This window comes from Streptomyces sp. NPDC002994, assembly GCF_040611155.1.
Lineage (GTDB): Bacteria > Actinomycetota > Actinomycetes > Streptomycetales > Streptomycetaceae > Streptomyces.
The window spans coordinates 79,874-105,839 of sequence record NZ_JBEXNQ010000024.1 but is presented as its reverse complement, the minus strand read 5'-3'; the positions used below and the strand labels follow the sequence as shown (position 1 = coordinate 105,839).

Genomic DNA, 25,966 nt, shown 5'->3' with positions numbered 1-25,966 from the left:
AACTCCCGTGCAGCCACTGTCGAAAAACAGCCCGTGACCAGGTGCGAACCACTCGCGATTACCCGACCCGCTACCCCACCCGCCCCCGCGCCGCCGCCTTGGCCGAGCGACGCACCGCCCGCACCGCCCCTTCCGCCGCCCGGATGCCGCTGAAGATCGCGATCTCCCCGCGCATGCCGGGCGCGGCCACCATGTCCCCCGCCAGGAACACCCCGTCGCCCCGGTCGATCGCGGGCCGGTCGCGCCAGGTCGACCCCGGCAGATCCAGCGCCCCGGTCCGGCCCTTCGCCGTCGCCGTACGCTGCCAGGTCGTCCGCTCCCGCCACCCCGGCACCGTCAGATCGGCCAGCGCGTCGAGCCGTTCCCGCGCCTCGCCGGCGCTCTCGCCCGCCCGTACCGGCATGTCCAGCTGGAACAGGGACTCCCCGCGCGGTGCGATCGTCGGATCCTGCATCGAGTACGCCTCGTGGAAGCCGCCCGAGTCGAGGTCGACCGCGAGCAAGCGGTCCCGCCGGTCACTGCGCACCGCCAGATCCCGCAGCACGCAGTGCCCGCTCTCCCAGCGCAGGGAATCGTCGCCCAGCAGCCCGCGCGCCGAGGACAGTTCCGTCGCCACGATCACCGGCCGACCGCCCGGCAGCTCGCTCAGCCGTGTCCCGGTATGGATGCGTACGCCCAGATCCCCGGCCCGCGCCTCCATGCGGTCGATCACGCCCTGCCAGCCGCCCACGACCCACCGCACCGTCGGCACAGCCGGCGCGTACACCCGCCGGAACAGCTCCCACACGAACGCGGCCGACAGCCGCCCCGTGTCGGCGTCGTACGTCACCACGCCGATCGCATTGGCCGCCGCCCGCGCGGTCCTCTCCCCGTACCGCCGGGCCGCCCAGTCGTGGAAGGTCTCGTCGACGGGCGCGGTGCGCGGGCGGCCCGGCAGCACCATCCGGGCCAGCCCGGCGGGCGGCAGCGGCCGCAGCCTCCCGTCGCGTACGAAACCGGCCTTGGCCTGCCGCAGGGCCGGCAGCCCGAGCGGGCCGGTCAGCCCGCGGTCGGTGAGCCACTTCCAGTGCGGCAGATCGCTGTAGAAGACGTGCGGGCCCTCGTGCGCGACGTACGGCGCGGGCGTGGCTCTCCCGCGCCCTCCGAGCGATCCGTGCGCCTCGTACAGGTCCACGCGTACGCCCGCCTCCGCGCAGGCGATGGCGGAAACCAGCCCCGCCACTCCGCCGCCGACCACGGTCACATCCCCGGTCATGTCGTCTTCCTCCAGCCCGTCCGTTCCGGTCTCCTGCTCCACCAGGACGGACGGGCCGGTGCGGAATGTGACATCAGCCCGCACCCATACGGGTCAGCGGCCGCCGGCCACCACCGGGTAGTGGTCACTCAGATTCGTGTACGTGTACTGCTTGCCCCAGCTGGAGACGGTCCAGGGCGCGCTCTGCTCCTTGATCACCTCGTTCGTCCAGCCGGCCGGTTTGACGTGCCCGGCGCGGTGCAGGACGTAGTCGAGGTCCTCGCGCGGGTCGTCCGGGTATCGCTCCGAGGCGATCGAGTTGTCGGCGGTGTCGAACGAGTACGGGTGGCCGGTGCGCGCGTCGTCGCCGGTCAGGCCGCCGTCGGCGAGCATCGTGGCGTACTCGGGGCTGTGCGAGTCCACGTTGAAGTCGCCCGCGACGATGACCTGCTCGGAGGCGGGGATGTTCTTGCCGTCGAGGAAGGTGTCGATCGCCTTGAACTGCCGGCTGCGCATCTGGGCGGCCTCGCCCGCGGCGCAGCCCGGGTCGGTGGACTGGGCGTGTGTGCCGACGACATGGACCAAGGTGTCGTTCACGTCGAGCACGGCGTACACGAAGCCCTTGTTGGAGTACCAGTCGGCGCCGCACGCGTCCTTGTAGACGTACTGCTCCTTGCGGACGACCGGCCACTTGCTGAGGACCGCGACCCCGCCGTCCTCGGGCGTCGTGGAGGAGTACGAGCCGCCGGTCGCGTCCCAGCCGGTCTTGCTGCGGCCCATCACCGGTGTCTGGTGCGGGTACTGGGCCGCGGCGTTGCTCTTCAGCGCGTCGGAGGCGCCGTTGTCGAAGGCTTCCTGGACGACGACCACGTCGTTGCCCTGGAAGAAGGAGGCCGCCGGTATGGCCTTCGCGCGGTGGTCCTGGCCCCAGTTGGGGTAAAGGTTTTTGCTGAAGAGGAAGGTGTTGTACGAGAGCACCTTCAGCGACGGCACCTCGGCGGAGGCGGCGGCGGAGGCGGCCGCCGCGGTCACCGGGGCCGCCGAGACGGCCGGGGCGGTCGCGCCAAGTGTGGCGGCCGCCAGTACGGTGGCCAGGGCGGCGCCAGGGGTACGGCGGAGCATGGAGTGCGGCACTGGGGCTCCTGTTTCAAGTGGGGGGTAAGGCTCGGCGCGGCACATCAAATCAGCCCTAGTTACCTTCCGGTAGACATTGGGCGGCGAATGCCTTGCAGAAGGCACACGATCTCCCCAACTCGCCGATGTCCGCGCCCTGTACGAGTCCGCACTGGCCGATGCCCGGCACGTCGCCGCCAGGACCCGGCAGCAGGCGCACGAGGAAGGCATAGCCCTGATCGCCGCCGCCCGGGCGGACGGCATGCGCGTGCGCGAGCAGATTCTCGCCGAGGGGGCGGTGGTCATCGCCGCCGAGCGGGCCGCCGCCGAGGCCGTAGTCCGCCCGTACGTCGACGGGCTGGCGCGGGAACTGGCCGGCCGTGTCCTCGGCGAGCCCGCCCCGGCGCCGGCCGCCGACCACCGGCCGTAGCTCTCGCATACTGGAGGCATGAAGATCAGTGGGCAGGACCCCGTACCGCCGCCCCCCGGCGGTGTCCTGTGGTCGGTCGCCGGTGACGTGCGCGCGCTGCTCATGCTGCCCGCCGCGCTCACCCTCCAGGTCGCCCGTCCGGCCGTCGGCGCGGGCGTCGACCAGCACTCCGTCTTCCGTACGGACCCGTGGGGGCGCGGCGAGCGGTCGCTGCGCTCCGTGCAGCTGTGGGTGTACGGGGGAGAGGCGGGAGCCGAGGAGGGCCGCAGGCTTCGGCAGCTCCACAAGAGCATCCAGGGCACCGACGCGCACGGCCGCCCCTACCACGCGCTCGACCCGGCCCACTATTCCTGGGTCCACGCCACCGGCTTCCCCTGCTACCAGCACGCGCTGCGCTATCTCTTCCGGCCGCTGACCGAGGCACAGGAGCGGCAGTTGTACGCCGAGTGGCTCCAGGTCGGCCGGATCCTCGGCATCAACGACCGGGACATGCCGCAGACCGTCGAGGAGTTCTGGCCGTACTTCCGCAAGATGCTGGCCGAGGAGCTGGAACCGACCGTGGTGGTGCGGGAGCTGATCGCCACCGACAGCCCGGTTCCCGCCCCCGACCGGGGCCCGCTGCCGGTACGTCTCGTCCTGCGCGCCCTGTGGTCTGTTCTGCTGCCGTCGCTGGCCCGCTTCAGGGCGTTCGTGACCGTCGGCTACATGCCGCCGGACGCGCGGGAGGCGCTGGGGCTGGAGTGGAGCGACGTACAGGAACGCAGACTGCGCAGGTTCAGCCGCGTCGTACGCACCCTGGTTCCGCTGCTGCCCGAGCGGCTGCGCTATCTGCCCCTGGCGCGCGAGGCCAGGGCGCGGCACCGGAACAACCAGGCAGCCTCCCGAATCTGATTGAGAGCGCTCTCGGAAATCTAGTCGCAGCATGCTCCCGCGCCCCCCACCCCGTCAACAATTGAACGCACCGCGCTCAGCCGTGCCTCCAACTGCCGTCCGTGTCACATGTATTGACACTTCCCTTACAGGAGTTTTACGTTCCCTGATATCTGAGAGCGCTCTCGGACGCCCTTCCCCCACGACTCCGAGGTGCCGTCCATGCCAGCTCCTCCGTTCAGAACCGCGTCCGCACTGGTCCTCGTCTCCGCCCTGGCCGCCCTCGGCCTCGGCTCCGCCGCCTCTCCCGCGACCGCCGCCACCATCCCCGTCGGGTCGGGCAGTTACTCCGACGTACGCCCCGCCGGAACATCGGGACCCACCACCAACACCGGCACACCCGTCACCCCCAAGCTGACCCCCGCCGCGAAGGACAAGCCGCTCCCCACCAACGACTGGTGGTCCTCCCTCGCCTTCCAGCGGTACGGCGACAACCCGCACTCCACTCCCATGTACGGGCACCCGCTCACCTACCAGGCCACCGCCGCAGGCCTCGAAGTCGGCTACCCCACCACTCCCGCCGTTGTAGGCGACGGCAGGCAGTACGAGTACGCCCACAAGCGCGACCTCACGCTCGGCCTGACCGGCCTCAACTCACCCGACACGAAGGCCGACGACTGGTCCGACTGGACCGTCACCCCGTACTGGTCCGACGGCGCCCGCACGCTGCGCACCACCATCGGTCACGGCCTGCCCTTCGTGTACGCCAAGGGCTCGGGCGCCGGCGCCCAGATCACCACGGCCGCAGCGCCCACCGTCTTCGCCGACCAGGGCAACGTCCTCGGCATCACCGTCGCCGGCCACCACTACGCCCTCTTCGCACCCACCGGCAGCGACTGGAACATCGCCGGATCGACCATCACCGCCGGCCTCGGCGCCAAGGACTACTTCTCGCTCGCCGTGCTGCCCTCCACCGACGCCCTCGCGACGTACAAGAAGTACGCGTACAGCTTCGTGACCGGCTCCAGGGCGAGCTGGACCTCCACCGGCGGCACGGTGAAGGCGACGTACACCCTCACCACCGAGGCGAAAGAGGGCAGTGAACCCGGCACGCTCCAGGCCCTCTACCGCCACCAGTGGCTGCACACCGCCGACCCGCTCACCCCGTACACGTACCTCTCGCCGCGCGGCACGATGAAGGTCCGCGAGGGCACCTCCTTCACCACCAGCCAGCGCGCTTCCGGCGTGCTGCCCGCCCTGCCGCAGTCGAGCGGTGTCGACAAAGCCCGGCTCAGGGGCTACCTCACCGAGGCCGCGAACGCTGCCGACCCCTTCTCCGGCGCCACCGACACCTACTGGACCGGCAAGGCGCTGGGCCGCCTCGCCCAGCTCGTACCCGTCGCCGACCAAATCGGTGAGACCGCCGTCCGCGACAAGCTCCTCGGCCTCATGAAGGGTCGCCTCCAGGACTGGTTCACGGCGGGCGGAGCCAACGAATTCTCGTACGACAAGACCTGGAAGACGCTGACCGGCTATCCGGCGTCGTACGGCAGCGACACCGAGCTCAACGACCACCACTTCCACTACAGCTACTACATCTACGCGGCCGCGATCGTCGCCCAGTACGACCCGTCCTGGGCCGCCGACTCGGCGTGGGGCGGCATGGTGAAGACCCTGATCCGCGACGCCGCCAACCCCAGCCGCACCGACACCGCCTTCCCCTTCCTGCGCGGCTTCGACGTGTACGCGGGCCACAGCTGGGCCTCCGGCCACCAGGGCTTCGCGGCGGGCAACAACCAGGAGTCGTCCTCGGAATCCACCAACCTCAGCGCCGGTCTCGTCCTGTGGGGCGCGGCGACCGGCGACACGGCCCTGCGCGACTTCGGCACGTACCTCCTGACCACCGAGTCGGAAGCCATCGCCCAGTACTGGTTCGACGCCGACGAGCAGGTCTTCCCGTCCTCCTTCGGCCACGACACGGTCGGCATGGTGTGGGGGAGCGGCGGGGCGTACGCCACCTGGTGGACCGCCAACCCCGAGGAGATCCACGGCATCAACGTCCTCCCCGTCACCGGCGGTTCACTGCACCTGGGCGGCGAGAAGGCCGCCATCCGCCGCAACCTCGCCGAGATGGAACGCGAGAACGGCGGACCCGCCGTCGAATGGCGCGACATCCTCTGGGAGTTCCAGTCACTGGCCGACCCGGCCGCCGCCAAGGCCAAATGGGACGCCGGAAGCGCCGCTTACACCCCCGAGCAGGGCGAGTCCAAGGCGCACACCTACCACTGGATCAGCACCCTCGACACGCTCGGCGCCCCCGACACGACGGTGAGCGGTGACATCCCGACGTCGGCCGTCTTCACCAAGGGGACGGTACGGACGTACGCCGCCCACAACCACACCTCCACCACCCGCACGGTCACCTTCTCCGACGGCGGCAAGCTCACCGTCCCCGCCCGCTCGACCGCCACGGGCACCGGCACGGGCGGCACCGACCCCGACCCGGACCCCGAACCCCCCACCGGGGACACCTTCCAACTGCGCACAGGCGGCGCTCTCACGACCACCACAGGAACCACCGCCACCACCGACACCATCGCCTCGGCGGGCGGCGCCAACCACGACGGCACACCCCACCAGCCGCTGACGTACACGGTCAAGGGGGTCAACGGCACGCTCAAGTCCGGTACGCCGACCACCTTCCGCCTTCAGCTCGACGCGGGCACGACGGTCGGCCTCGGCCAGCAGGCCCGGGTCAGCTACGACCTGACGGGCGACGGCACGTACGACCGGACGGAGACCTACCAGTACTTCGCGACCGACCCGGTGGCGGGCTGGGAGCAGTACACCCAGGCTCGCGGTCTCAAGTCGGCGACCGGCACGCCCGGCGACCTCAAGGGCGGCACCGTACGCCTCGAAGTGTGGAGCGCCATCGGCAACGGCACCGCCCAACTCCGCACCGGAACGGGTGATTCAGTCCTGGTGATTCCCTACCAGTGACCGGTACGTACTTAACGCCCCCCACCCGCGGCGGGTCCCGGCCGATCAGGCCGAGGCCCGCCGCACCAGCTCGGTAGGCATGATCACCGAGGCCGGCGCGTCCCCCGCGCCAGCCTCCTCGCTACTCAAAACCCTCATCAGCAGCCGGACCATCAGCCGGCCCATTCCCTCGATGTCCTGACGGACCGTGGTCAGTGGAGGATCCGCCGACGCGGCAACGCTCACCACGTCGTCGAAGCCGACGAACGCGACGTCCTCCGGCACCCGCCGCCCCCTCTCCCGCAGGACCCGCAGCGCGCCCGCCGCCATGAGGTCGTTGGCGGCGAAGACGGCATCCAGGTCCGGCCGGCGCGCGAGCAGTTCCGCCATGGCGCGCGCACCGCTGTCCACGGTGAAGTCACCCTGCGCGGTCAGCGCGGGATCGGCGTCGAACAGTACGTCGCGGTAGCCGTCGGCGCGGTCCATGGCTGAGGTCTGGTCGCGCGGTCCCGCGATGTGGGCGATACGCTCCCGGCCCAGGCCGACGAGATGGCGTACCGCCGCCCGGGCGCCGCCCCGGTTGTCGCAGTCGACGTACGGCACCGCTGCCGCCCCGGCGCCGGGCCGGCCGCCGAAGACGGTCGGGACCTTGGTGCCGCGGATGAGGGCGGGCAGCCCGTCGTCGTTGTGCAGCGAGAAGGCGAGCGCGCCGTCGACGTGGCCGCCGCCGAGGTACCGGGCGATCCGGTCGTAGTCACCCGGCCCCTCCACCCACAACAGCACCAACTGGGAGTCGTTCGCCGTCAGTTCCCTGCTGATGCCGCGCACCTGCTGCTCGAAGAAGGGGTCCGAGAAGATCCTGAACTCCGGCTCGGCTATGACCACGGCGACCGCGCCGCTCTGGCGCGTGACGAGGGACCTGGCCGCGTGATTCGGGACGTACCCCAACTCCTCGACCGCCTCGCGCACCTTGTCGGCCAGGGGCTGCCGCACGCCCGCACCGCCGTTGACGACACGGGAGGCCGTGGCCCGGGAGACTCCGGCGCGGGCGGCGACGGCTTCGAGAGTGGGGCGGGAACCGGCGGACTGCTCGGGCAAGACGGGCGCTCCTCGGCGGCTCGGGGCGGCAGCGGGGGAGAGGGCTGCTGAGAGGGAGAATATCCGCAGCCAAGGCAACGTGAGAGCGCTTTCAGCCCACTGACGCGACCAACGCCGCCGCCCCCTCACCAGGGGACGGCGGCGCGGCGTACGACCGGTCAGTGGTGGTCGTGCTCGTGGATGGTGTTCGTCGCGGCGATCTTCTTCCACGACTTGGGCTGCGCGGGCTTCGCGCCTTCATCGGCCCCCGAGCGGGCGATCCGGCTCTCGGCAGCCGACGGAGCACCCGGCTTCGACGGCTCGTACAGCCAGGTGTCGAAGAGCGCGGCGAGCGGCTTGCCCGAGACACTCTCGGCGTACTTCACGAAGTCGCTCACACTCGCGTTGCCGTGGGCGAACTTGGCCGGCCACCCCTTCAGGATCTTGAAGAAGTCCTCGTCGCCGACCTCGTTGCGCAGCGCCTGCACGGCCAGCGCGCCCCGGTCGTACACGGCGATGTGGAACTGGTTGTCCGGCCCCGGGTCACCCGGCTTGACCGTCCAGAAGGGGTCGTCGGCCGCGCGCGTCTCGTACACATAGTCCGCGAGCTCCTGCGTCGTGCCCTCCCCCTCCTTCTCGGACCACAGCCACTGGCTGTAGCGGGCGAAGCCTTCGTTGATCCAGATGTCCTTCCAGCCCTTGACGGCGACGCTGTCGCCGTACCACTGGTGGGCCAGCTCGTGGACGACGACCGAGACGTTCGCGCCGTTGGCGAACTGCCGCGGACTGTAGAACGGCCGGGTCTGCGTCTCCAGCGCATAACCACTCGTCACGTTCGGGACGTAACCGCCGAGCGCGTTGAAGGGGTACGGGCCGAAAACCTCGGTCAGGTACTCGGCTACCTCGGTGGTCCGCTCGATGCTGGCGCGCGCGGCGCCGGCGTTGTCGCCGAGGTCCTTGCTGTAGGCGTTGAGGACGGGCAGCCCGTCCGCCGTCTTGTCCGTCGTGATGTCGAACTTCCCGACCGCGAGCGTGGCCAGGTAGCTGGCCTGCGGCTTGTTCGAGCGCCAGTTGTAGCGGGTCCACCCCAGCTTCGAGTTCTGCGACTGGAGTACGCCGTTGCTGATGGCCTGCGTGCCGTCCGGCACCAGGACGGAGATGTCGTACGTCGCCTTGTCCAGCGGGTGGTCGTTGCTAGGGAACCACCAGACGGCCGAGTCCGGTTCCTGGGCGGCGACGCCGCCGTCCGGGGTGCGGTGCCAGGCGGTGTAGCCGCCGATCTTCAGCTCGGAGGGCTTTCCGGCGTACCGCACGACGACCGAGACGGCCCGGCCCTTCTCCAGCGGTGCGGCCGGAGTGACGACCAACTCCTGATCGCCGTCCTTGACGAACTTCGCCTTCTTCCCATTGACCCGCACCTCACTCACACCCAGACCGAAGTCGAGGTTGAAGCGAGAGAGGTTCTGCGTGGTGGTGGCGAGGATCGTCGCCGTGCCCTCCAGCAGGTCGGTCGTGGGCTGGTACTTGAGGCGGAGGTCGTAATGCGCTACGTCATATCCGCCGTTGCCACTGGCCGGGTAGTAGCTGTCGCCGACGCCCGGCGCGCCCGGACCAAAATTGGCTGCCGATGCCGGGATCGCCAGCAAGAGCGAGGCCGCCAGCGCGCCCGGGACGATAAGTCTGCGGTGCACGGATACTCCAAATCATCAGTCCGAAGGATCTGTTGGCAGCCTATTCAGCCCCAGTGCCACCAGTCATGTCCATGGTCGCTCCTGTCACACAACTGCCATCCGGCCGACACGCGGACCGCTCCTGCCCTCTTTTGCACGGGAGTTGACCGGAGTACCTTCCGGCCCATGCCGATACCTGCGCGGGGATCCCGCTTGAAGTGGCAAAGGCTCATTCCGGCGACCACGGCTGCCCTGGTGGCGGTCATGCTGACTCCGGCGGGCGCCCAGGGCACCGCGACCGGTCCGGCCGAGAGCAGACCGGTCTACTCCTACGACAACGCCATCCGCGAAGCCGTATGGGTCGACACCAGGATGGACGGCGACGGAGACGGGAAGAGCGACCGCGTCGCCGTCGACATAGTCCGCCCCAGGGAACCGGCCGCACAGGGCCGGAAAATACCCGTCATCATGGACGCCAGCCCGTACTACTCCTGCTGCGGGCGCGGCAACGAGAGCCAGAAGAAGACGTACGACGCGGACGGCAACCCCGTCCAGTTCCCGCTCTACTACGACAATTACTTCGTGCCCCGCGGCTACGCCTTCGTCGCCGTGGACCTCGCCGGCACCAACCGCTCCGACGGCTGCGTGGACGTGGGCGGCCACTCCGACATCCAGTCGGCCAAGGCAGTCGTCGACTGGCTGAACGGCCGCGGCAAGGCGTACACGAGCCGCACCGGCACCGAGCGCAGCAAGGCCGCCTGGTCCACCGGAAACACCGGCATGATCGGCAAGAGTTACGACGGCACCATCGCCAACGGCGTAGCGGCGACCGGAGTCGAGGGCCTCAAGACGATCGTCCCGATCGGCGCGATCTCCTCCTGGTACGACTATTACTTCGCCCAGGGCGCCCCGCTCTACGACAGCGGCCCCGAGTGGCTCTCCCACTACGTGGAAAGCCCCGACGCCCGCGCCCGCTGCCAGGCCGTGCAGAAGCGCCTGGTGGACGAGGCCCCGCGCAATGGCGACTTCACGCCCCTGTGGGCCGAGCGCGACTACGTAAAGGACGCGGACAAAACCAACGCCAGCATCTTCCTCATCCACGGCATGCAGGACCTCAACGTCCGCGCCAAGCACTTCGGCCAGTGGTGGGACGCCCTCGCCGACGCGGGCGTGGACCGCAAGATATGGCTCTCCCAGACCGGCCACGTCGACCCGTTCGACTTCCGCCGCGCCGACTGGGTGAAGACCCTGCACCGCTGGTTCGACCACGAACTCCTCGGCTACGACAACGGCATCGACCGCGAGCCGATGGCCGACATCGAGCGCGCCCCCGACCAGTGGTCCACCGACACGGTCTGGCCGCCCCGGTCCACCGACGCCACCGCCCTGCGCCCCGGCAAGGGATCCGCGCCCGGCGTCGGCACCCTCTCCCTGAAGCCCGCCGCCCCCGGCGCCACGGAAACCTTCACGGACGACCCCAAGCTGAGCGAGAGCGACTGGGCCGCGCAGATCGACAAATCAACCCCCGCCAAGGCGGGCTTCACCACCAAGCCGCTGACCCGCGACCTGCGCCTTTCGGGCTCCTCCAAGGTGACCATCACCGCGACGCCGTCCACCTCCACCGCGCACCTCTCCGCAGTCCTGGTCGACCTCGGCCCCGACACGATCCGCGACTACACCGCTGCGGGCGAAGGCATCACCACCCTCACCAACCGCACCTGCTGGGGTCCGAGCACCACCGGTGACAGCTCCTGCTTCAAGGAGACGAAGGCCCGTACCGCGAACGTCGACTACACGGTCTTCAGCCGCGGCTGGGCAGACCTCGGAACCCACGCGGACCCGGACCGCGGCCGCCCGCTCACCCCGGGCAAGCGGTACACGATCACCCTGGACCTCCATTCGAGCGACCACGTCGTCCCCGCCGGACACCGTCTCGCACTGATCGTCGGCGGCACCGACGCGGGCCTGATCGACCCTCCGTCCACCACCCCGACCCTCGGCATCGACCTTTCCCGTACGACCGCGGAGCTGCCCATAGCCGGCGGCGCGCAGGCCTTCGCCCGAGCGACAGCCGGCTCGCGGTACTCCACCACACCGGACGCCCGCCTCGACGGCGTGGCCGAGCCGCGCACTATCCGCCCGATCCCGGGAGCCACCCGCTGATGCACCCGCGTATCCGCGCACTAGTAGTCGCCGCCGCCGCAGCGGCCTTGGCCGCACCGATCGCCACGACCACCGCCCAGGCGTCCCCGGCCCCGCCCCGTACCGGCTTCGAGTCGTCCAACGGCGCCCGCTGGACGACCCAGCCCGAGGAACAAGACTTCCTCACCACAGTCGACCGCGCGAGCAACAAGATCACGAAATCCACCATCGGCACCACGAACCAGAACCGCCCGATCCACCTCCTGCGCATCGCAGCTCAGCAGCGCACATCCACCACCATGCTGCTGATCTGCTCCCAGCACGGCGACGAACCGTCAGGACGCGAAGCCTGCCTGACGACCGTCCGGGACCTCGCGTACGCCAAGGACAAGAAGACCCTCGACTTCCTCGCCCGCACCACGGTCCTCGTCATCCCTACTGCCAACCCCGACGGCCGAGCGGCGAATACCCGTACCAACTCCGACAACGTCGACATCAACCGCGACCACATCGCCCTGAAGACCGCCGAGGCCAGGGCGATGGCCGCAGTCATCCGCGACCACAAGCCAGAAATCATCTACGACCTGCACGAGTACGGCGCCACCTCGCCGTACTACGACAAGGACCTGCTGTCCCTCTGGCCCCGCAACCCCAACACGCACCACCACGTGCACGCGGAGGCGCACACCCTCTCCGAGTCCTATGTACGCCCCCACGCCGAGGACGCCGGCTTCAGCAGCGGCATCTACGGCATCTGGACGGATCCAGTAACAAACGAGCCGGTCAAACAGGTGGCGGGCGACGGCCAGGAGCGCATCCTGCGCAACACGGCCGGCATCAAGCATTCGGTGGGCCTCCTGGTGGAAACCCGAGTAGACCCCCTGACCGCCGACGAAAGAGAAAACCCGGCCCTCAACAACAAACGCCGCGTAGAGACCCAACTAGCAGCCCTGACCGGCGCATTCACCTTCACCGACGAGCGCCGGGGCCGCATCGGGGCCGCAACCACCCAGGCACGCCTCGCGGGCTTCGCGGACCGAGGCCCCGTCCACCTCGGCGGCGCCGACAACGACCCACCAGAACCCACCGAGACAATCAACAACCCTCCCTGCGGCTACCACCTCTCCCCGGCGCAGTACGCGGAAATCAAAGACGAACTAGAACTCCACGGCATCGCGTCTCACCCCCACACCACCGGCGCCTACGTACCACTGCGCCAGTCCCAGCGCGCCCTCGCCGTCCTCCTCCTCGACGACCGTGCGGCGTACCACCTCACAACCGGGAGGCCCGACACCACCTGTTAGACAGTTGTGACGTGCAACACATGTGGTAGGGGGTACGGGAGAGCGAAATCAGGCTCCCGCGAATCCCTGAAAGGTGCCCCCTGTGTCGCACGAACAGAAACCGGCTCAACGGCTTCGGCTGCCGGTGAGGGCGGCTCTCCCGGGCCGCCACCCGCACGAGGACGAGACGCCCCAGACCGACCGGGTGGTGTTCGGCGTAACGGCCGTACTCACCGTGGCCTTCGTGGTCTGGGGCTCCATCTTCACCAAGACGCTGGAGAGCGTCTCCGACAAGATGCTGAGCGGCCTGATGCACAACGGCGGCTGGGCCTTCGTCCTGGCCGCCTCCGGGTTCGTCGTCTTCGCTCTCTGGCTGGCCATCAGCCGTTACGGCAGGATTCCGCTCGGCCAGGAGCACGAGCGACCCGAATTCCGTACCGTCTCCTGGGTCGCGATGATGTTCAGCGCGGGCATGGGCATCGGCCTGATGTTCTACGGCGTCAGCGAGCCGCTCGCGCACTACACCACCCCACCCCCGGGCACCGACCCCGCCGACTCGGCGGACGCGATGCAGACAGCCCTGGCCACCACCCTCTTCCACTGGACCCTCCACCCGTGGGCGATCTACGCGGTCGTCGGCCTGGCCATCGCGTACAGCACCTTCCGGCGCCGCAGGCGGCAGACCATCAGCGCCGTGTTCGTGCCGCTGATCGGCAAGAAGCGCGCCGACGGCACGCCCGGCCGGCTGATCGACATCCTCGCGATCTTCGCCACCCTCTTCGGCTCCGCCACCTCCCTCGGCCTCGGCGCCCTGCAGATCGGCAGCGGATTCCGGGAGCTGGGCTGGATGGAGAGGGCCGGCACCGGACTCCTGATCTCCATCATCGGAGTCCTCACCGTCGCCTTCGTCTTCTCGGCCGTCACCGGTGTCGAAAAGGGCATCCAGTGGCTGTCCAACACCAACATGGTCCTGGCGGTCGTCCTCGCGCTCTTCGTCTTCATCGCCGGCCCGACCATCCTCGTACTGGACCTCCTCCCCACCTCCCTCGCCGCCTATATCGACGAAATCCCCCAGCTCGCCGGCCGTACCGAGGCGGCAACCGGCGGCGGTGAGGTCTCGGACTGGCTGAGCAGCTGGACGGTCTTCTACTGGGCCTGGTGGATCTCCTGGACGCCGTTCGTCGGCATGTTCATCGCCCGCATCAGCCGCGGTCGAACGATCCGTCAGTTCGTGGGCGGCGTCATCCTGGTCCCCAGCACCGTCAGCCTGGTCTGGTTCGCCATCTTCGGCGGTACGGCGATGAAGCTCCAGGAGCGCGGACAGCTCGCCAAGGAGGCGACGCCCGAGGGCCAGCTCTTCGGCGTACTCCAGGAGTTCCCCATCGCCAGCGTGATGAGCCTCCTGGTCATGATCCTGGTCGGCATCTTCTTCGTCTCAGGAGCAGACGCCGCCTCGATCGTCATGGGCACGCTCTCCCAGCGAGGCACGTTCGAACCGGCCAGGTTCGTAGTCATCTTCTGGGGCGTGGTGACCGGCGCGGTAGCGGCGGTCATGCTGCTCGTGGGAGACGGCAAGGGCGACGCCCTGGCCGGCCTCCAAAACCTCACCATCCTCGTAGCGGCGCCCTTCGTACTCGTCATGGTGGGCATGTGCCTGGCCCTCATGCGCGACCTGCGCCAGGACCCGCTGATCGTCCGCGGTGAGATCGCCGAGGAGGCCGTGGAGAGCGCCGTGATCGCGGGCCACGAGAAGTACGCCGGTGAATTCGAGATCCGCATCGGCCCGGGCCCGGAGGCCGGTACCACCCCGGGCGAAGAGGACGAGCGCAAGAAGAACCCCTGACGGAACGCCCCCGCGGCCTGCCCGGCCGCACCGTTTCGCTTCCGCGGTGCCGGGAGGGGACGTGTCGGGGCGCTCCCCGCAGGGTGTCGAACGCGACCACTGCGAGCGAAGGCCGAGTACCCGAACGTTCGGCACCCGAGGAGACGCCCCGGCGCGGCACCGACCCCGGCGCCCTGGGGGCTTGGCCGGGCGCACCGTTTTGCGTTCGCGGTGCTGGGAGGGGGCGTGTTGGGGCGCTCCCCGCAGGGTGTCGAACGCGACCACTGCGAGCGAAGGCCGAGTACCCGAAGGTTAGGCACCCGAGGAGACGCCCCGGCGCGGCACCGACCCCAGCGCCCTGGGTGCCTGCCCGGCCGCACCGTTTCGCTTCCGCGGTGCCGGGAGGGGACGTGTCGGGGCGCTCCCCGCAGGGTGTCGAACGCGACCACTGCGAGCGAAGGCCGAGTACCCGAACGTTCGGCACCCGAGGAGACGCCCCGGCGCGGCACCGACCCCAGCGCCCTGGGTGCCTGCCCGGCCGCACCGTTTCGTGTTCGCGGTGCCAGGAGGAGACGCCCCCGCGTCACCTCACCCCCGCCCCACCCACCAGCCGCGCCGCCTCCCGCGCGCAGCCCCACGCAACAGTGACCCCCGCACCCCCGTGCCCGTAGTTGTGCACACACCACCCCCCAGAAGCCAGCCGCTCCCCCTCCAACCGCACGCCCCCGACGCGCGCAGGCCGCAGGCCGACCCGGTGCTCCAGAACCCTCGCCCCCGCCACCTCCGGCCGCACCCCCGCACAGCGCTCCACGATCCCCCGAGCCACCGCCGGATCCGGCTCCTGCCTCCAGTCGTCCTCCTGGGCCGTGCCGCCGAGGACCAGCCCGTACGGCTGAGGAAAGAAATAGACCGACTCCGAACCCCCCGTCGCCCCCACGAACCACTCCTCAACCCCAGGGTTCTCCACCACAACCAACTGCCCCCGCACCGCCCGCACCCCCGCATCCGGCACCAGCGACCGCGCCCCGATCCCGGTGCAGTTGACAACCGTGTGCCCCACCGACGGCGCCGCCTCCCCCAGCCGCGTCACATCCCGCAACTCCACCACGCCCCCCGCAGCCTCCAGCCGCTCCCGCAGGTACCGCAGATGCACCACCATGTCGATCAGCGGCAGCACGGCCCGCAACCCACCAGCACTGTCCCGCAGCCCCGCCACCTCCGCCCCCCACGCCCCGAGCCCGGCAACCGTGGTGCCCGCCATGACACCACCCACGAGCCGTACGCCCGTTTCTTCCGGCGTACGGGCCAACCGCTCGTAAACCCGCAGCGATTCCACCGACCAGTCGCCCACCAGTTCTGCGGGCTCGATGCGATAGGGCCACCACAGCGCGCCCGCCACCGCCGAGCAAGTCCGCTCCACGGGCTCCCTGGTCCACACCCGCACCGACCAGCCACTCTCCGCGAGGACAACCCCCGTAGCCAGCCCCGCCACGCCACCGCCCACGACCACCACTTCACCGCTCATGACCGGACGCTAACGCCAATCCGCGCTGCCGTGCTCACATCACCTCGCAGCTGGGGATACTCAGGACATGTCTGCCGACTACGCGACTTTCGGGCTGGCTCCGGCCATGCGGGCCGGTGGTGTTCTCGTCAACGGGGACTACCAAGTGCACCGCGATTTCATGGACTTCCTCATCGACGGCCACCCGCTGCTCCACCAGCTCTCCGACCTCGACGCGGTGTCCCCACTGGCCGCCGACGTACCACCCGCCATTTTCACCGCCCAGGTACGCACCCTGCTCCTGGAAGCGGACGCGCCCCTCCCCGACGGCCGGTACGTGATCTACGGCTGCCCCGAGTGCGAAAGCCTGGACTGCGGCGCGGTCACCGCCGTAATCGAGCGGGCAGGGGAGGACTTCGTCTGGCGGGACTTCGCCTGGCAGACGAGCGAGACCGCCGACCTGGACCTGAACGGCTACCACGGGATAGGCCCCTTCCGCTTCCGCGGCCAGGAGTACCGCACAGCGCTGGAACGCCTCCTCGCAGCCGGCGACGAGGAGCCACCACCTCGCCGCCGAGTCCTCCTGATCGGCGCACGAGTCGACGTACTGGCGAAGCTGGCCGCCGCCCTGCGCACGATCAACATCGGCGCGGACATCACCACCGACGCGGCCGACGTCCCACCCGAAGAGCTGAGGGCGTACGGAGCCGTGGCGTTCGGCAGGGCGGTCGACGAGCACAAACAAAGGTCCGTCCGAGAGGCATTCGACCGAGCGGGCGCGGATGTGACCTACGTGGACGGCCTGGCCCCGATCGTCCCGCTCCTCGTGGCCCAGATAGAGGCAGCCCTGGACCGCAGCCCACCGGAGCAGCGCCGCCTGACACGGCTGGTGGCGGTGGAGGGCGAGGCGGGGGTCGAGGTGACGTCCACCTGCCGGGTACAGCTGATCGCGTACCGCCTCGACCGGCTCATGCGGACGCACACCCACGAGGTCTTCGACGACATGCTGGAACCGGGGAAGCACCGGATCCCGCTGGACGCGCGGGCGACGAAGGGCCAGTCGTTCATCGTCGCCCGCACGAGGGGAGCGGTACTGGTAGCCCCGATGATCCGCTGATGATCCACAGGCGCACCCCGCACCCACCCCAAGAGGCTCGGTAGAATCCATGGCCTGATGACTGCAACTCTCGTCGCCAAAGATCTCGCAGCGGGCCACGGCGACCGCTCCCTCTTCTCCGGGCTCGACCTCGTAGTCGCCCCCGGCGACGTGATCGGCCTCGTCGGCGTGAACGGCGCGGGCAAGTCCACACTCCTTCGCCTGCTCGCCGGACTCGACACCCCCGAGGAGGGCGAGCTGCGGCTCTCGCCGCCCACCGCCACCGTCGGGCACCTCCCGCAGGAGCCGGAGCGCCGCGAAGGCGAGACGGTACGGGCCTTCCTGGCCCGGCGTACCGGAGTGGCCGCCGCCCAGACCGCCCTCGACGAGGCCACCCAGGCGCTCGTCGACGAGACCCCGGGCGCGGACGACGCGTACTCCGACAGCCTCGACCGCTGGCTCGACCTCGGCGGCGCCGACCTCGACGAGCGCGCCGAGGAGGTAGCCGCGACCCTCGGCCTGACGGTCGGCCTCGACCAGCCCATGACGGCCCTCTCCGGCGGCCAGGCGGCCCGCGCCGGCCTCGCCTCGCTCCTCCTCTCCCGGTACGACGTCTTCCTGCTGGACGAGCCCACGAACGACCTGGACCTCGACGGCCTGGAGCGCCTCGAAGGTTTCGTCTCCGGCCTGCGCGCGGGCACAGTCGTCATCAGCCACGACCGCGAGTTCCTCACCCGCACCGTCACCAAGGTCCTGGAGCTCGATCTCGCCCAGCAGCAGATCAAGCTCTACGGCGGCGGCTACGCGGCGTACCTGGAGGAGCGCGAGACCGCGCGCCGCCACGCCCGCGAGGACTTCGACGAGTACGCCGACAAGAAGTCCGCACTGGAAGGCCGCGCCCAGATGCAGCGCGGCTGGATGGACAAGGGCGTCAAGAACGCCCGCCGCAAGGCGACCGACAGCGACAAGCTCGGTCGTAACCTCCGCAGCGAGGCGAGCGAGAAGCAGGCCGCCAAGGCACGCCAGACGCAGCGCATGATCGAGCGCCTCGACGTCGTCGACGAGCCCCGCAAGGAGTGGGAGCTGCGGATGGAGATCGCGGCGGCCCCGCGCTCCGGCGCGGTCGTCGCCACGCTGCGCGACGCGACGGTCCGGCGCGGCGACTTCTCCTTCGGCCCGGCGTCGCTCCAGATCGACTGGGCCGACCGCGTGGCGATCACGGGGGCCAACGGCGCGGGCAAGTCCACGCTGCTCGCCGCCCTCCTCGGCCGCCTCCCGCTGGACGAGGGCCACGCGGCGCTCGGCCCCGGCGTGGTCGTCGGCGAGGTGGACCAGGCCCGCGGCCTCTTCTACGGCTCCGAGTCGCTCCTCGACGCCTTCTGCGCGGCTGTTCCCGACACGGAACCGGCGGAGGTACGTACCCTCCTGGCCAAATTCGGCCTGCGCGCCGCGCACGTCCTGCGTCCCGCCACCACTCTCTCGCCGGGGGAGCGGACCCGAGCCGCCCTCGCGCTGCTCCAGGGCAGGGGCGTGAACCTTCTCGTCCTCGACGAGCCGACGAACCACCTCGACCTGACCGCGATCGAGCAGCTGGAGTCCGCACTCGACACGTACGAGGGCACGCTGCTGCTGGTCACCCACGACCGCCGGATGCTGGACGCGGTCCGTACGACCCGCCGAGTCGAGGTAACGGACGGCAAGGTCACCGAGCTCTGACCCCCGGCACCTTCAGCCCCTCCGGCGTTTGAGGAGCGGGGTCCGGGGCGGAGCCCCGGTTGTGGGAAGGGGCGGGTAGGGGAAAGCTCCGCGCAGCGGCCCCCCCCGCCCCCGTCCCCTCAGCCGCGCTTGCCGCCGCCCGCCTTCGGGTCGGTCAGACCGGCCCGCCGCAGCGCATCAGCCATCGCACTGTTGGCCGGCGCCGGCGCCTGCCGCGAAGCACCGCTGGCACCACGCCGCTCACCAGCAGCGCCGGCACCACCGCCCCCGCCACCGCGACGCTCACGCCCACCCTGCCGCTGAGCCGGAGGCCGGCCACCCGAGCCGCCGCCCCGCTCCCGCTTCGCCTCACCCGCAGCAGCCGCACCAGCTGCCGCCACGTCGTCGTCCAGCCGCAGCGTCAACGAGATCCGCTTGCGCGGAATGTCGACGTCCATGACCTTGACCTTCACCACGTCACCCGGCTTCACCACGTCGCGCGGATCCTTGACGAACGTCTTCGACAGCGCCGAAACATGCACCAGCCCGTCCTGATGGACACCCACATCCACGAACGCCCCGAACGCCGCGACATTCGTCACCACGCCCTCAAGAACCATCCCGGCCGCCAGGTCCCCGATCTTCTCGACGCCTTCCTTGAAGGTCGCCGTCTTGAAGGCGGGCCGCGGGTCACGCCCCGGCTTCTCCAGCTCCTTCAGAATGTCCGACACGGTCGGCAACCCGAACGTGTCGTTCACAAAGTCACCGGCCCGCAGCGACCGCAGCACAGCCGTGTTCCCGATCAGCGTGCCGACCCCGCTGCCCGCCGTCTTCACCATCGCCCGCACCACCGGGTACGCCTCGGGGTGCACGCTGGACGCGTCCAGCGGATCGTCGCCGCCCTGGATGCGCAGGAAGCCCGCACACTGCTCGTACGCCTTCGGGCCGAGCCGCGCCACGTCCTTCAGCCCCTTCCGGGACCGGAACGGGCCATTCGCATCCCGGTGCGCCACGATGTTCTCGGCGAGCCCGGAGCTGATGCCCGACACCCGCGAAAGCAGCGGCGCGGAAGCGGTGTTGACGTCGACACCCACACCATTGACACAGTCCTCAACAACCGCGTCCAGCGACCTCGAGAGCTTCACTTCGGCCAGATCGTGCTGGTACTGGCCGACCCCGATCGACTTCGGGTCGATCTTCACCAGCTCGGCCAGCGGATCCTGCAGCCGGCGCGCGATGGACACGGCGCCGCGCAGCGACACGTCCATGTCCGGAAGCTCCTGCGAAGCGAAAGCGGACGCCGAGTACACGGACGCACCCGCCTCCGAGACCATCACCTTCGTCAGCTTCAGCTCGGGGTGCTTGTCGCACAGCTCACCGGCGAGCTTGTCGGTCTCGCGGGACGCAGTGCCGTTACCAATAGCGACGAGCTCGACATCGTGCTCCTTCGCGAGCCGCGCCAGCGTAGCCAGCGACTCGTCCCACTTGTTCCGGGGAACATGCGGGTAGATCACATCGGTCGCGACGACCTTGCCGGTCGCATCCACCACAGCGACCTTCACGCCCGTACGGAACCCGGGGTCGAGCCCAAGAGTCGCCCGCGTCCCGGCCGGCGCCGCCAGCAGCAGGTCCCGCAGGTTGGCGGCGAAGACCCGTACCGCTTCGTCCTCCGCGGCGGTACGCAGCCGCAGCCGCAGATCGATCCCGAGGTGCACCAGAATCCGGGTCCGCCATGCCCAGCGCACGGTGTCGCCGAGCCACTTGTCGCCGGGCCGGCCCTGCTGGGAGATCCCGAACCGCCGCGCGACCATGCTCTCGTACGTCGAGGGCCCAGCCGCCTCCGAAGCCTCCTCGGGCTCCAGAACCAGATCCAGTACGTCTTCCTTCTCGCCCCGCAGCATGGCGAGGACCCGGTGCGAGGGCAGTGCGGTGAAAGGCTCGGCGAAATCGAAGTAGTCGGCGAACTTCGCGCCGGCTTCCTCCTTCCCCTCCCGTACCTTCGCGACCAGCCGCCCGCGCGACCACATGCGCTCACGCAGCTCACCGATCAGATCGGCGTCCTCCGAGAAGCGCTCCGTCAAGATCGACCGAGCGCCGTCCAGGGCGGCCTGCGCATCGGCCACCCCCTTCTCCGCGTCCACGAACGCGGCGGCGGCCGCGAGCGGATCCACCGAAGGATCGGCCAGCAGCCCCTGGGCCAGCGGTTCGAGTCCCGCCTCGCGCGCGATCTGCGCCTTCGTGCGGCGCTTGGGCTTGAACGGCAGGTAGATGTCTTCCAGCCGGGCCTTGGTGTCGGCGGCCCGGATCCGCGCCTCAAGGGCGTCGTCCAGCTTGCCCTGCTCGCGTACGGACTCCAGGATCGCTGTCCGCCGCTCCTCCAGCTCGCGCAGATACCGCAGCCGCTCCTCGAGCGTGCGCAGCTGCGCGTCGTCGAGCATCTCGGTCGCTTCCTTGCGGTAGCGAGCGATGAACGGCACGGTCGAGCCGCCGTCGAGCAATTCGACGGCGGCCCGGACCTGCCGCTCCTTTACGCCGAGTTCCTCGGCGATCCTGCCTTCGATGGACGTCGTCACGATGTTCCCGACTCGCCTTCTCCTGCGGGCTGTGCTTGAGCCTGCATTGTGCAGGGTTGTCGGGTCTCCTGTCGCGCGCGCCCCGGCCGCCGTCCGCTCAGGCGGCTCAGGCGCGGCGCGTGCGGCCACCGCCGCGAGACGCGGTGCTCGACGCACCTCCGAAGAGCCTGGCGACCAGCCGGAAGGGCAGGGTCACCACTGTCGCGATGGCCGAACCGATCATTCGGAAAAAATCTGCTATCGCACTCAACACGTTGAACCTCCCGCTGTCCCGGTGTCCGACACAAATCTCGTTGTCCGACACAGCACGGGTGTCCGTCATGGCGTCGCGCAAACACTCCGCGCGGCGGTCGGCGTCACTTCCCGGTGAGGTCGGCGGGGAACGCACCGGCCCCGAGCGCGACCCCGAGGAACCCGCGCCCGAGCTCGGTGAGCCGCTCGGTGCCCTCGGCGCCCAGGTGCTCGTACGGCGCAGTGTCGAGCCGGTCCGTGACGTCCTCCAGCTCGGCCCGCAGTGCCGTGCCCGCCTCGGTCAACTCGCCCTCGGGGTCCAGCAGCCCGCGCTCCCGCAGCCTTCCGGAGGCCGCCTCCCAGTCCGTACGGCTCCAGCCGCGCGTCGCCAGCGTCCAGCGCGGTGACATCCCCTTGCCCGTCGCCGTGTGGCTGACCAGCGCCTCCAGCGGGTCCAGACCGGCGGCGAGCAGCGCGGCCAGGTGGCCGTCGCCGCGGTGCTCGCGCAGCAGCGTCGCGGCGTGCCAGTAGGCGAGGTGGGGCCGCTCGGGCACGGGCAGGTCGGCGTGGGCGGCGTACAGCGGGCGGGCGTGGCGGGTGCACGCCTCGGCGGCGCGCAGCGCGAGCCCGGCGGCCTCCGCCATCTCGTCGGAGGCGATGGCCTCCTCGCCGAGCAGCCGCCGCAGGGTGGTGTCGACGGCACGCAGCCGCGCCTCGAGGACGACCTCGGGTGACGCCGTACGCCACACCCGGGGGACGTGGCGGGCGACGAGGTCGTGGTTGAAGTTGTAGAACGCGGCGGTGATCACCCCGGCCCCGACCGCCCCCATGGCGGCGCCCCGGCCGGCGAAGTAGGCGGCGTTGCTGTCCTCGATGCCCACCTCCGCCAGTTCCTTCGTGAAGTCCGGGGAGAAGTACACGGTCGAGTGCAGCGGATTGAGGGCGTTGTGGCAGCGGCGGCCGGCCCGCGCGGGCAGAGAAGTCATGTCCGTACGCTACCGACTGGTCAGTACGTTCGGAAGCGCCAGGCCCTCATGGCAGGAAAGGTGGGGTATTCGTCGTTGCGGACAACCATGGCGCCCCGAAGGATGGGGCGCATGCCGCAGCGATCCGTACGCACCGTCCTCGTCGTACTGTTCGACGACGTCCAGAGCCTCGATGTGACCGGCCCGGTGGAGGTCTTCGCCGGCGCGGCCCTCCAGACGCGCGACGGCGGCCCGGGCGCGTACCGCATCCGCACCGCCTCGCTCGACGGCGCGCCCGTCCGCACGTCCAGCGGCCTCACGCTCGTCCCCGACGCCGCCCTCGCAGACGAGCCGGCGCCCCACACCCTCCTCGTGCCCGGCGGCCAGGGCACCCGTGCCCCCGACCCGCGCCTGATCAAGTGGCTGCGCGAGAACGCCCCGCGCGCCGAGCGCCTGGTCTCCGTCTGTACGGGAGCGCTCCTGCTGGCGGCGGCCGGACTCCTCGACGGCCGCAGGGTCACCACGCACTGGGTCGTCACCGACCACCTGGCCCGCACCTACCCGGCCGTCGAGGTGGACCCCGACCCCATTTACCTACGCGACGGGAACGTGGCGACCTCGGCCGGCGTCACCTCGGGCATCGATCTGGCGCTGGCCCTCGTCGAGGAGGACCTGGGCAGGGACATCGCCCTCACCATCGCCCGCCATCTCGTCGTCTTCCTGCGGCGCCCGGGAAACCAGGCCCAGTTCAGCGCCCAGCTCGCCGCCCAGACCGCGCAGCGCGAGCCCCTCCGGGAGGTCCAGCAGTGGATCACCGAGCATCCCGGGGACGACCTGTCGGTCGAGTCGCTGGCCGAACGCGCCCGCCTCTCGCCCCGTCACTTCTCCCGCGCGTTCCAGTCCGAGACCGGCACGACACCGGGCAGGTACGTCGATCGCGTACGCCTGGAACACGCGCGCAGGCTCCTGGAGGACTCCACGGACGGCATCGAGGAAATCTCCCGGACCTGTGGCTACGGCACCCCGGAGGCAATGCGCCGCGCCTTCGTCAAGTCCCTCGGTACGCCCCCGATGGAGTACCGCCGCCGCTTCCACGCCCCCGCGCAACCCGCGCGACCGCGACCCGCCCGCTGAGAGGATCACCCATGCAGATCGCCGTTCTGCTCTACGACCGCTTCACCACGCTCGACGCCGTCGGGCCCTACGAGCTGCTCGCCCGGCTGCCCGGCGCCGAGACGGTGTTCGTCGCGAAGGAGGCCGGTCAGGTCCGTAACGACCAGGGAAGCCTCGCCCTCGTCGCCGACCGGTCGCTCGCGGAGGTGACACGTCCCGACATCATTCTGGTGCCCGGCGGCCCGGGCTCCCGGCAGGCCATGCACGACGAGACGATCCTCGACTGGCTCCGTACGGCCGACGCCACCAGCACCTGGACCACCTCGGTCTGCACCGGCTCCCTGGTGCTCGCGGGCGCCGGACTTCTCACCGGCCGCCGCGCCACCGCGCACTGGCTCTCACTCGACGAGCTGAAGCCGCTGGGCGCCGAACCGACCGGCGAGCGCGTGGTCTTCGACGGGAAGTACGTCACCGCTGCCGGGGTTTCGTCCGGCATCGACATGGCGCTCCACCTGCTCGGACGGATCGGCGGAGACGCGCTCGCCCAGACCGTGCAGCTGCTCACGGAGTACGACCCCCAGCCGCCCTACGACGCCGGCTCACCGGCCAAGGCCCCGGCCGAGATCGTCGCGCACTGGCGCGGTGAGGCGGAAAAGGTTCTGGCGGTCCAGGACTGAACGGCGCCCGCCTCAGACCTCGTACGTGAAGTGGGGCGTACGGCGCTCCAGGAACGCGGCGACACCCTCGGCGGTGTCGCCGCTCCCGCGCGCCTGCTCGGCCCAGTACGCGTCCCGGTCGATACGGCCATCGGCGAACTCCTTCACCGCGGCCTGGGTCAGCTGCGAGCGCGACACGAGCACCTGGGTGAACTCGGCAACCCGCTTGGCCAGTTCACCCGCAGGCAGCACCTCGTCCACCAGCCCGGTCCGCAGCGCCCGCTCCGTACCGATCAACTCGCCGGAGAACAGCAGATACTTCGCGGCAGAAGGCCCCACCAGCGCGACCAGCCGCCGGGTCGACGACGCCGGATAGACGATCCCGAGCTTCGCGGGCGTGACCCCGAAGGACGCCCCCTCCTCCGCGAACCGCAGGTCGCAGGCGGCGGCCAGCTGGCTGCCGCCACCGACGCAGTAACCCCTGATGGCAGCCAGCGTCGGCTTTGGGAACGCGGCCAGCGCCTCCTCTGCCAGCACCGCGAGCCCCTGCGGAGCGTCACCCTCACGCAGCGACGAGATGTCCGCCCCCGCGCAGAACGTGTCGCCCGCCCCGGTCAGCACGAGCGCCCGTACGCCCGTGTCCCCGGCCAGCGCCTCCAGCAGCCCCGGCATCGCGCCCCACATCCCGGCGGTCATGGCGTTGCGCTTGGCGGGGTTGCTGATGACGACGGTGGCGACCCCGTTCTCCACCTCTGCGAAGATCTGCTCCTGCTGCGGCTCCATGCGCCGGATGCTATCCGGACCGTACGAACCTATGATCAAGAAGGGGGCCGAGAAGCGGACGCTGCTGCGTGAAGGAGTCGCTCATGGCCGGTCGCGACGCGAGTTCGAACGAGGGCAGGAAACTCAAGCGCGGTTTCGGGCTCCTGACCTTCCTCGGCGCGATCCTCGTGCTCGGAGGAATCGTCGGTCTCCTCTATACGGGCGTCGCCACCCTCACCTCGATGATCCTCTTCGGCTGGCTGCTGCTGGTCGGCGGCCTTGTCGGCCTGCTCCAGGCGGTCCAGTCGCGCGGCTCGAACTTCTTCTGGCTCGGTGTCGTCGTCGCCGCGCTCAACCTGGCGGCCGGAATCGTCGTCATCCGCCACCCCGAGGGCACCGCCGAGGCGCTGACGATGTTCGCCGCCCTGCTCTTCCTGACCGGCGGCGTCTTCCGGCTGGTCGGGAGTGTGGTGGTGCGCGGCCCGCAGTTCGGCTGGACGCTGGTGCAGGGCGCCTTCGGCGTACTGCTCGGCCTTTTCGTGCTCTTCGACTGGCCGCACAGCAGCCTGTACGTACTGGGCTGCTTCTTCTCGCTCGCGCTGCTCTTCGACGGGCTCGGACTGATCGCGATCGGCACGGGCGGTCGCCAGATGGTCAACAACCTGGTCGCGACGGCGACGCCGGAGGACCAGGAAGAGTCACACAACTGACGCTGTCATAGGCGCAACGGTCAGAAGTTGTCGATTGCGGC

At 70.2% G+C, this 25,966-nt stretch carries 20 protein-coding genes; 11 read left to right on the top strand and 9 right to left on the bottom strand.

The genetic code is table 11. From position 1 onward, the window contains the following. Positions 1-70: 70 nt before the first annotated feature. Positions 71-1,339, bottom strand: coding sequence for an NAD(P)-binding protein (locus tag ABZX79_RS28285; RefSeq protein WP_355263567.1), 1,269 nt, complete (start codon positions 1,337-1,339; stop codon positions 71-73). Between the two features lie 9 nt (positions 1,340-1,348). Continuing rightward, entirely contained in the window at positions 1,349-2,368 is a 1,020-nt protein-coding gene (gene sph / locus ABZX79_RS28280; protein ID WP_355263564.1) for a sphingomyelin phosphodiesterase, read from the bottom strand. A 76-nt stretch (positions 2,369-2,444) separates the two neighbouring features. On the opposite strand from sph, the gene ABZX79_RS28275 reads away from it, so the two are divergent. The 3 genes from ABZX79_RS28275 (at position 2,445) to ABZX79_RS28265 (ending at position 6,647) form a co-directional block, all read left to right on the top strand. Beyond that, positions 2,445-2,777: a hypothetical protein gene (locus ABZX79_RS28275; RefSeq protein ID WP_355263561.1), complete on the top strand. Its 333-nt coding sequence runs from the start codon at positions 2,445-2,447 to the stop codon at positions 2,775-2,777. Positions 2,778-2,795: 18 nt separating this feature from the next. Further along, entirely contained in the window at positions 2,796-3,668 is an 873-nt protein-coding gene (locus ABZX79_RS28270; RefSeq protein WP_355263558.1) for an oxygenase MpaB family protein, read from the top strand. 201 nt (positions 3,669-3,869) lie between these two features. Further along, positions 3,870-6,647: a glycosyl hydrolase gene (locus ABZX79_RS28265; protein ID WP_355263555.1), complete on the top strand. Its 2,778-nt coding sequence runs from the start codon at positions 3,870-3,872 to the stop codon at positions 6,645-6,647. 45 nt (positions 6,648-6,692) lie between these two features. On the opposite strand, the gene ABZX79_RS28260 is transcribed toward ABZX79_RS28265, so the two are convergent. Together ABZX79_RS28260 and ABZX79_RS28255 are read right to left on the bottom strand one after the other, a co-directional pair. Further along, the gene (locus tag ABZX79_RS28260; protein WP_355263552.1) at positions 6,693-7,724 is read right to left on the bottom strand and encodes a LacI family DNA-binding transcriptional regulator; all 1,032 of its coding nucleotides are present in this window, start codon (positions 7,722-7,724) and stop codon (positions 6,693-6,695) included. A gap of 158 nt (positions 7,725-7,882) precedes the next feature. Continuing rightward, positions 7,883-9,394, bottom strand: coding sequence for a M1 family metallopeptidase (locus ABZX79_RS28255; RefSeq protein WP_355263550.1), 1,512 nt, complete (start codon positions 9,392-9,394; stop codon positions 7,883-7,885). A gap of 165 nt (positions 9,395-9,559) precedes the next feature. On the opposite strand from ABZX79_RS28255, the gene ABZX79_RS28250 reads away from it, so the two are divergent. The 3 genes from ABZX79_RS28250 (at position 9,560) to ABZX79_RS28240 (ending at position 14,641) form a co-directional block, all read left to right on the top strand. Beyond that, positions 9,560-11,536, top strand: a complete 1,977-nt coding sequence (locus tag ABZX79_RS28250) for a Xaa-Pro dipeptidyl-peptidase (RefSeq protein WP_355263547.1) — start codon at positions 9,560-9,562, stop codon at positions 11,534-11,536. Further along, positions 11,536-12,819: a M14 family metallocarboxypeptidase gene (locus ABZX79_RS28245; protein ID WP_355263544.1), complete on the top strand. Its 1,284-nt coding sequence runs from the start codon at positions 11,536-11,538 to the stop codon at positions 12,817-12,819. Before ABZX79_RS28250 ends, ABZX79_RS28245 begins: the two co-directional genes overlap by 1 nt. Before the next feature lie 118 nt (positions 12,820-12,937). Then, positions 12,938-14,641, top strand: coding sequence for a BCCT family transporter (locus tag ABZX79_RS28240; protein ID WP_355263622.1), 1,704 nt, complete (start codon positions 12,938-12,940; stop codon positions 14,639-14,641). Between the two features lie 562 nt (positions 14,642-15,203). On the opposite strand, the gene ABZX79_RS28235 is transcribed toward ABZX79_RS28240, so the two are convergent. Continuing rightward, positions 15,204-16,145, bottom strand: coding sequence for an FAD-dependent oxidoreductase (locus tag ABZX79_RS28235; RefSeq protein WP_355263542.1), 942 nt, complete (start codon positions 16,143-16,145; stop codon positions 15,204-15,206). Between the two features lie 67 nt (positions 16,146-16,212). Here ABZX79_RS28235 and ABZX79_RS28230 point away from each other — a divergent pair, with 67 nt between their 5' ends. Further along, on the top strand, positions 16,213-17,241 hold the full coding sequence (locus tag ABZX79_RS28230) for an oxidoreductase (RefSeq protein ID WP_355263540.1): 1,029 nt from the start codon (positions 16,213-16,215) through the stop codon (positions 17,239-17,241). Between the two features lie 57 nt (positions 17,242-17,298). After that, positions 17,299-18,936, top strand: coding sequence for an ABC-F family ATP-binding cassette domain-containing protein (locus ABZX79_RS28225; protein ID WP_355263538.1), 1,638 nt, complete (start codon positions 17,299-17,301; stop codon positions 18,934-18,936). Between the two features lie 119 nt (positions 18,937-19,055). Here ABZX79_RS28225 and ABZX79_RS28220 read toward each other — a convergent pair whose 3' ends face one another. The 3 genes from ABZX79_RS28220 to ABZX79_RS28210 form a co-directional block, all read right to left on the bottom strand. After that, positions 19,056-21,488, bottom strand: a complete 2,433-nt coding sequence (locus ABZX79_RS28220; RefSeq protein WP_355263536.1) for a Tex family protein — start codon at positions 21,486-21,488, stop codon at positions 19,056-19,058. Positions 21,489-21,594: 106 nt separating this feature from the next. Further along, entirely contained in the window at positions 21,595-21,741 is a 147-nt protein-coding gene (locus ABZX79_RS28215; RefSeq protein ID WP_355263619.1) for an LPFR motif small protein, read from the bottom strand. Between the two features lie 103 nt (positions 21,742-21,844). Next, positions 21,845-22,705: a hypothetical protein gene (locus tag ABZX79_RS28210; protein ID WP_355263533.1), complete on the bottom strand. Its 861-nt coding sequence runs from the start codon at positions 22,703-22,705 to the stop codon at positions 21,845-21,847. Positions 22,706-22,816: 111 nt separating this feature from the next. On the opposite strand from ABZX79_RS28210, the gene ABZX79_RS28205 reads away from it, so the two are divergent. Next, the gene (locus ABZX79_RS28205; RefSeq protein WP_355263530.1) at positions 22,817-23,818 is read left to right on the top strand and encodes a GlxA family transcriptional regulator; all 1,002 of its coding nucleotides are present in this window, start codon (positions 22,817-22,819) and stop codon (positions 23,816-23,818) included. A gap of 11 nt (positions 23,819-23,829) precedes the next feature. After that, positions 23,830-24,474 carry a DJ-1/PfpI family protein gene (locus ABZX79_RS28200; protein ID WP_355263527.1) on the top strand — a complete coding sequence of 215 codons (645 nt, stop codon included), beginning with the start codon at positions 23,830-23,832 and terminating at the stop codon, positions 24,472-24,474. A 12-nt stretch (positions 24,475-24,486) separates the two neighbouring features. Here ABZX79_RS28200 and ABZX79_RS28195 read toward each other — a convergent pair whose 3' ends face one another. Then, a complete protein-coding gene (locus tag ABZX79_RS28195; protein WP_355263524.1) occupies positions 24,487-25,236 on the bottom strand; it encodes an enoyl-CoA hydratase/isomerase family protein in 750 nt (249 codons plus the stop codon). 83 nt (positions 25,237-25,319) lie between these two features. Here ABZX79_RS28195 and ABZX79_RS28190 point away from each other — a divergent pair, with 83 nt between their 5' ends. Beyond that, positions 25,320-25,925, top strand: a complete 606-nt coding sequence (locus tag ABZX79_RS28190) for a DUF308 domain-containing protein (RefSeq protein WP_355263521.1) — start codon at positions 25,320-25,322, stop codon at positions 25,923-25,925. Positions 25,926-25,966 lie beyond the last annotated feature (41 nt).